The sequence below is a fragment of the Microcystis sp. M079S1 genome (assembly GCF_020246425.1).
In the GTDB taxonomy this organism is placed as follows: Bacteria; Cyanobacteriota; Cyanobacteriia; order Cyanobacteriales; family Microcystaceae; genus Microcystis; species Microcystis aeruginosa.
The window spans coordinates 1-6,289 of the sequence record NZ_JADBSZ010000143.1 but is presented as its reverse complement, the minus strand read 5'-3'; the positions used below and the strand labels follow the sequence as shown (position 1 = coordinate 6,289).

The window sequence follows — 6,289 nt, the reverse complement described above, 5'->3', positions numbered from 1 at the left end:
CTCTATAACCTGAGTATCCTAGCATTGTTCCCAGTATTATTACTACTAATACTATCCATAAAGGGTGTCTTTTTCCTTTATCTTTCCGAAAGTCCTTGACTTGTTTCAGTTTTTCTATTAAGCTCAACATATATTTAAAAGGTTGGCGGTCACTTATCATTTTACCTGACAGTGATCGCTTTTACTTTTGATATTCTGATGGGAGAATGAAACAGCCCTAGGGGCAAGGGGGGGTCAGACGGCTTAATCTTTTTTCTGCCTTGCGATAGTATTGCAGTATCTCTACCGTTTCCCCATCACTGTTAGCGTAGAAAACTTTTAAACCTGCATCCAATCTCACACATCTTTTAGTCGGTTCTAACGGTTTCGCATATTCCCGAAGATCAACGCTAAGGCAGAATTGGACATAGTAACCGTCTGCTCGTTTAACAATCCTAACTCGTTTAATTTGGTCTATAGGATAAAAGTTTAGGTCTCTGGTTCCTTTCAGTTTAATCGTGCCAATATTTTTCTTATCTGTGAAAGTAATTTTTTTTCTATCCTCCGATAGTTGACCACCACAGTTTTTATATTCCACAGAACGATTATTCTTTTGGAATTTAGGATAACCTTTTTTACCTTTTATTTTTTTCTTACAATTGTCATAGAAACGAGCAATAGACGACCATGCCCGTTCTGCCGATGCTTGTCTAGCAGTAGAATTTAGAGTATCGACAAACTTGAACTGTTTGGCGAGAACTGCACAATATTTATTGAGAGAATATTTATCGATTTTGTCTTCCCTCTTGGCATCCATCCAAAGCCTTAAAGCCTTATTACGGATGAATTGTACTGTACGAACAGCTTCATCAATGGCAGAACATTGACTAGGCTTAAGCACGGCTTTCATTTCTAAGACAATCATTGTTTATCGACCTCAAACAACTTATTTTGTGTTAAACTGTACAGCAGAGATTGTCAAGATTTTAGTGGCCACCGAAGCTCTGTCGAAGTGTCGTGCTTCGCTGTTTTATATTGGTCGGGGTTTCATCCCGTCGCGCTAAGCGCTTCGGGTCTTCACCCCGACATTTGAGATAACTTCAAGGCCGAAGTCGAAGTTCCAGCCGATGGCGGGAACGGCATGATCGTCACTCAGGGGGGGCGCTTCGGTGGGTACGGATTTTACCTGCTGAAGGGGAAACCGGTCTTCCTCTGGAATCTGGTAGACCTAAAACGGCTGCGCTGGGAGGGAACGACCGCGTTATCGCCTGGGAAACACGTTCTAGAGTTCGATTTTACCTACGACGGCCTCGGCATGGGAACGCTCGCTTTTAACAACCTAAGCGGTATCGGTCAGAGTGGAACTGGCGTATTGAAAGTGGACGGTCAAACGGTAGCGACTCATAAAGATGGAGCGAACTCTACCCCTGATCCTTCAATGGGACGAAAACTTCGATGTCGGCGCGGATACGGGGACTCCCGTGGAAGACGCAGACTATCAAGTTCCCTTCCGGTTCAACGGTACGTTGGATAAATTAACCCTTACCGTCAACCGTCCGAAACTGCCCCCGGGGGACGAACAGAAATTACGGGAGGCACAACGGAATAATCGCGTTTCCGAATGACCTCGTCGTGGGGGATTGATACCCCATCTTGCCGAGCCTGTGCGAGTTTTGGCAAGGTCGAGAGATTATCGATTTTGGCAAGCGATAGGATAGTCAATGGCCCGATCGATGCGCTTCAACACTACAAATTAGGCATTCTGTCAAGAGAAATTAACAAATTTAAATATTTCTCGACCTGATCGATTCTCGAAAAAATTTACCGGAGGAAATGAACGATGTCCCAAGATAAGCCGATCCAACGCCAAATTCTACCGATTCCCGACTTAACCCCCTTCGGTCTAACCACCTACGACGCGAAGAATCCGGACACTGACTATCCCCCGATTCGAGATATCCGACCGCCGGCCGGTGCGCCCAACGTGCTGATCGTGCTGCTCGATGACGTGGGCTTCGGAGCCTCCAGTGCCTTCGGTGGCCCGTGCAATACCCCCACTTTCGAGCGATTAGCGGCACAGGGGCTAAAATATACCCGTTTTCATACCACTGCCCTCTGCTCTCCCAGCCGCGCGGCTTTGCTCTCTGGAAGGAATCATCACTCGGTCGGCATGGGCAACATCACCGAAACCGCCACCTCCGCCCCCGGGCAGAGTTCCGTTCGTCCCAACACCAAAGCCCCCCTCGCCTTGACCCTGAAGCTGAACGGCTATTCCACGGCGCAGTTCGGTAAGTGCCACGAGGTACCGGTTTGGCAAACCAGCCCGATCGGCCCGTTTGACGCTTGGCCCTCTGGCGGGGGTGGATTCGAGTATTTCTACGGCTTTATCGGTGGCGAGAATAACCAGTGGGAGCCGGCACTGTACGAGGGAACAACCCCGATCGAACCGCCGAAAACCCCGGAGGAAGGGTATCACCTGACCGAAGATCTGGCTGATCGAGCGATCGCTTGGGTCAGTCAACAAAAAGCCCTCGCCCCCGATAAGCCTTTCTTTATGTACTTCGCCCCCGGCGCGACCCATGCCCCCCACCACGTCCCCAAGGAATGGATCGACAAGTATCGGGGCCAATTCGCTCACGGTTGGGATCACCAGAGGGAGATTACCTTTGCCCGACAGAAAGAACTGGACGTAATTCCCCAAAATGCCGAACTCACCCCCCGTCACGCCGAAATTCCCGCCTGGGATGACATGGATGATCGCCTGAAGCCGGTATTAGAGCGCCAGATGGAGGTGTACGCCGCCTTTCTGGAACATACCGATGAGCAGGTGGGACGGGTGATTCAAGCCTTAGAAAATCTAGAAATCCTCGACGATACGCTCGTTTACGTCATCGTCGGCGATAACGGCGCATCCGCCGAGGGAACGCTTCAGGGCGCGTTTAACGAGATGGCCAACTTTAACGGGTTAGCGGGTCTAGAAACCCCGGAATTTCTCCTCTCGAAACTGGATGACTTCGGCGCACCCGATTCCTATAATCACTACGCGGTCGGTTGGGCTTGGGCGATGAGTAGCCCCTACAAATGGACGAAGCAGGTCGCTTCTCACTGGGGCGGGACCCGCAACGGTACGATTGTTCGTTATCCCAAAATCATCACGGAAAAAGGTGGGATTCGCCATCAGTTCTGTCATCTGATCGATGTGGCCCCGACGGTGTTGGCAGTAGCGGGAATTCCCGAACCGACTATGGTTAACGGTGTCCTACAAAGTCCCTACGAAGGTAAGAATATGGTTTATACCTTTAACGACGCGGCCGCCCCCGAACGTCACGATGTGCAGTATTTCGAGATGTTTGGCAATCGGGGCATCTATTACAAGGGTTGGAGTGCGATTACCAAGCACCGCACCCCGTGGATTATGACTGGACAGACGATGGTTCCTTTCGACGATGATATCTGGGAACTATACGACGGCAGTACGGATTGGACGCAAGCTCGGGATCTCTCCCGGGAAATGCCAGAGAAACTGCACGAACTACAGCGACAATTTCTGATCGAGGCGGTTAAGTATAATGTACTGCCCCTAGACGATCGCCAAGTGGAACGGGTCGATCCCGCCACCGCTGGCCGGCCTACCCTCGTGCGGGGAAACTCGCAATTATTCTTTGCCGGGATGGGGCGTTTGTCTGAAAATAGCGTCATCAACATCAAAAATAAATCCTTCTCGGTGACGGCGGAACTGAACATTCCCCCGGAAGGCGCGGACGGAGTGATTATCGCCCAAGGCGGCCGCTTCGGTGGTTGGAGTATCTATACCCACGACGGAAAAGCCAAGTTCGTCTATAACGTGCTGGGGATTCAAAGTTTTGTCACCGAGGCGACGGAGACGATCCCGGCCGGTAAGCATCAGGTACGGATGGAGTTTGCCTACGATGGCGGTGGTTTAGGACGGGGGGGAAATGTCACCCTCTACTACGACGGTCAACTGGTGGGTACGGGTCGGGTAGAACGAACTCAGGCTTTTATTTTCTCTGCGGACGAGACCACGGATATCGGCTACGAATCCGGTACCCCCGTAGCGGCGGAATATACCTCGAAAACCAGTCGTTTCACTGGCAAGATCGGTTGGGTTCAACTGGATGTGGGTACGGACGCTCATGACCACCTGATCGACCAGGAGGAACGTCTGAAAATTATCATGGCCCGGCAGTAGAAAAGGGGACTTGCGATCAACGGTTTCGCTTATTCGGTCCTAGGGGAGGAATCGCGATCGCTGGCGAGCCAATGTTTAATAGATCTCCTGCAAAAATCAAAAATTGTCGTAGTTAGTGAGGAGTCAGGAGACAGGAGATAGGAGACAGGAGGAGAAAAAAGACAAGAGACAACTATCCTACCGATAAAATCTAAGATTATGTCAAATTTATCGGAATTTTTAGATATTTTGACCAGATAGTGCCTCGATAACTTACTTTTCCAGGAGGTTTGATTTTCTATAGCAAAAAATAACCGCAATGGTAGTTTTATCTAGGGTTTGCGGCAAAAAGTTTTTCGTGGGGGCAGGGTGTAGGGTGTGGGGTGTGGGGTTTTACCGATTTTCAGGTGGTCAATTACCTAATTTTCAGGGAAAAAGTCCCTGAATTTTCCCCCCGATCACTCCCATGCCCGGAACTTTTTGAGGGCAAAAAAGTCTAAAAGTCTTATCCAACAAGGTTTTTAGATTTATTCAGCCAGCCCTAATTAGTCTAAATATTGGCTAAGAAAATTACTGGAAATATCAAATATAGCGTTATCTTAATGGTGAGGTAGGAAGTCTCTGGTTTTAGGAAAGGACGGAACTGCGGAACGCCGGAACAGTAGCTGGTCGTCCGGAGATGACGCCAAATCCCGTCATACTTCATCTTGATGAGAAACGCTATCAGCTGTTGTCTATTTAAACTGGGTATTAAGGAGAGCGATCATGAAAAATTCTCATCAATTGACCAAATCCCTGCATCGTTTTCGTTATACACTTTTTCTGGGAGTAGCGGCCATGGCAATCACTAGCTGGGGGATGCCCAATATTTCTGTAGCCCAGACTACTCCGGCTCAAGAAAAAGTGCAGTTAATGTTCGTGCAAACGGCAGAAGATATTCAGGTAGATCCCGTCACAAAAACAATTCGCTTGGTGAACGTCAACAAACAGACATTATACTTTTCCGATCGCCCGAACCGGATTGCTGGTAATCTGACCATGGCCGCCTATATGGATGAGTGGACAGCCCGGGCGGGAAAAGATAATTTTGCTAACGATCCCCCCAATGCGACCCTCTCAGTCTACGAACCTGGTCGTCAAGACAATACTATAGTTGTCGTCGAGATTAGCAATCCCGTCATCGATGGCAAGGACTTGATTTATAGCTACAAGCTAATCGAAGGGACTCTACCCAAGGACGGCGGGGCAACTTCCCTATTTATCGATTGGATTGGTGTTGGTGGTGGTGTCGGTCCTGGCTTTTACGGGGTGGGGGCCGGTACCCGCGGAGTCGGTTTATACGGTGGTTACGGTGGACCCCTACGTTATTAATACGCTTGTTCTATTATTCCTGTAAATTTATCTAGCGATTAGGAGAATCCCATGAGTTACCTAAATTCTTGTCGTTGAAAGCCTTGTGGCTTCAGCCCAAGGATGAAAACAAGGAGCGAGATTTTAATCTCATGTATCCTAAAATATGATATGACACCAGCAATGCCAACAAGAACAAGGTTGGTCGCGTCGATCTCATGCTAGTAGAGGTGAAACTCCCGTCGGGAAGAAACTGGTAGCAGCGTCGCTACAAAGACTAAGGCACAGACAAGCAGGCAGCAAGAGTTAGCGATTTGAATCTGCCAGACTGGTATAGGCAACTACTCGGAAAGCGAAAGTAAAAAATGAATGTAAGCGCAACGTATATGGTGAGTTAACCAGTATGTCAGAGCGTGTAGGTGGCTTTTGACTGCCACCACTGGTTTTTTAGATCCAGTGACAGCTATACTTTGCACGGCTATAACTTGCATTTTTTACTCAAAGACAATAATATAGTTTAAGAGTCATAATTAGGGTTTGCTGAAAAAGTTTGTTGGTGGGGTTAGGAGTCAGGAGTCAGGAGTCTCCGAGTCAGTAGCCGGTCGTTTCAGGCTTTGTTGCCCTCTTTTTTTTTGTACCAGTTTATGTACTAAAAAAAGGATAATGCCAGGTTTTTGAAGGTCTTAATCCTATTTTCGCAGCATGAACATCGGATTTTAACAGGTCAAAAGCCTTATTTTAAAAGGGTTTTACCATTATTCAGCAAGCCCT

Annotated in this window: 4 protein-coding genes and 1 pseudogene; 3 read left to right on the top strand and 2 right to left on the bottom strand. The window is 48.4% G+C overall.

Features of this window, described 5'->3' with window-relative positions:
* Both IM456_RS09470 and IM456_RS09465 read right to left on the bottom strand, forming a co-directional pair.
* Positions 1 to 130, bottom strand: a 130-nt coding sequence (locus IM456_RS09470; RefSeq protein WP_287677139.1) for a transposase family protein, incomplete at its 3' end; no start/stop codon positions are given.
* A gap of 105 nt (positions 131 to 235) precedes the next feature.
* A pseudogene (locus IM456_RS09465) lies at positions 236 to 904 on the bottom strand (RNA-guided endonuclease InsQ/TnpB family protein); the annotation flags it as partial.
* A 484-nt stretch (positions 905 to 1,388) separates the two neighbouring features.
* Between IM456_RS09465 and IM456_RS09460 the strand changes: the two are divergent.
* The 3 genes from IM456_RS09460 (at position 1,389) to IM456_RS09450 (ending at position 5,539) form a co-directional block, all read left to right on the top strand.
* Complete coding sequence (locus IM456_RS09460) at positions 1,389 to 1,604, top strand: hypothetical protein (protein ID WP_253881520.1); 216 nt, start codon at positions 1,389 to 1,391, stop codon at positions 1,602 to 1,604.
* A gap of 215 nt (positions 1,605 to 1,819) precedes the next feature.
* Positions 1,820 to 4,189 (top strand): arylsulfatase, encoded by a 2,370-nt coding sequence (locus tag IM456_RS09455; RefSeq protein WP_149988532.1) that lies wholly within the window; start codon positions 1,820 to 1,822, stop codon positions 4,187 to 4,189.
* A gap of 744 nt (positions 4,190 to 4,933) precedes the next feature.
* Positions 4,934 to 5,539, top strand: a complete 606-nt coding sequence (locus IM456_RS09450) for a hypothetical protein (RefSeq protein WP_149988534.1) — start codon at positions 4,934 to 4,936, stop codon at positions 5,537 to 5,539.
* Positions 5,540 to 6,289: the final 750 nt, after the last annotated feature.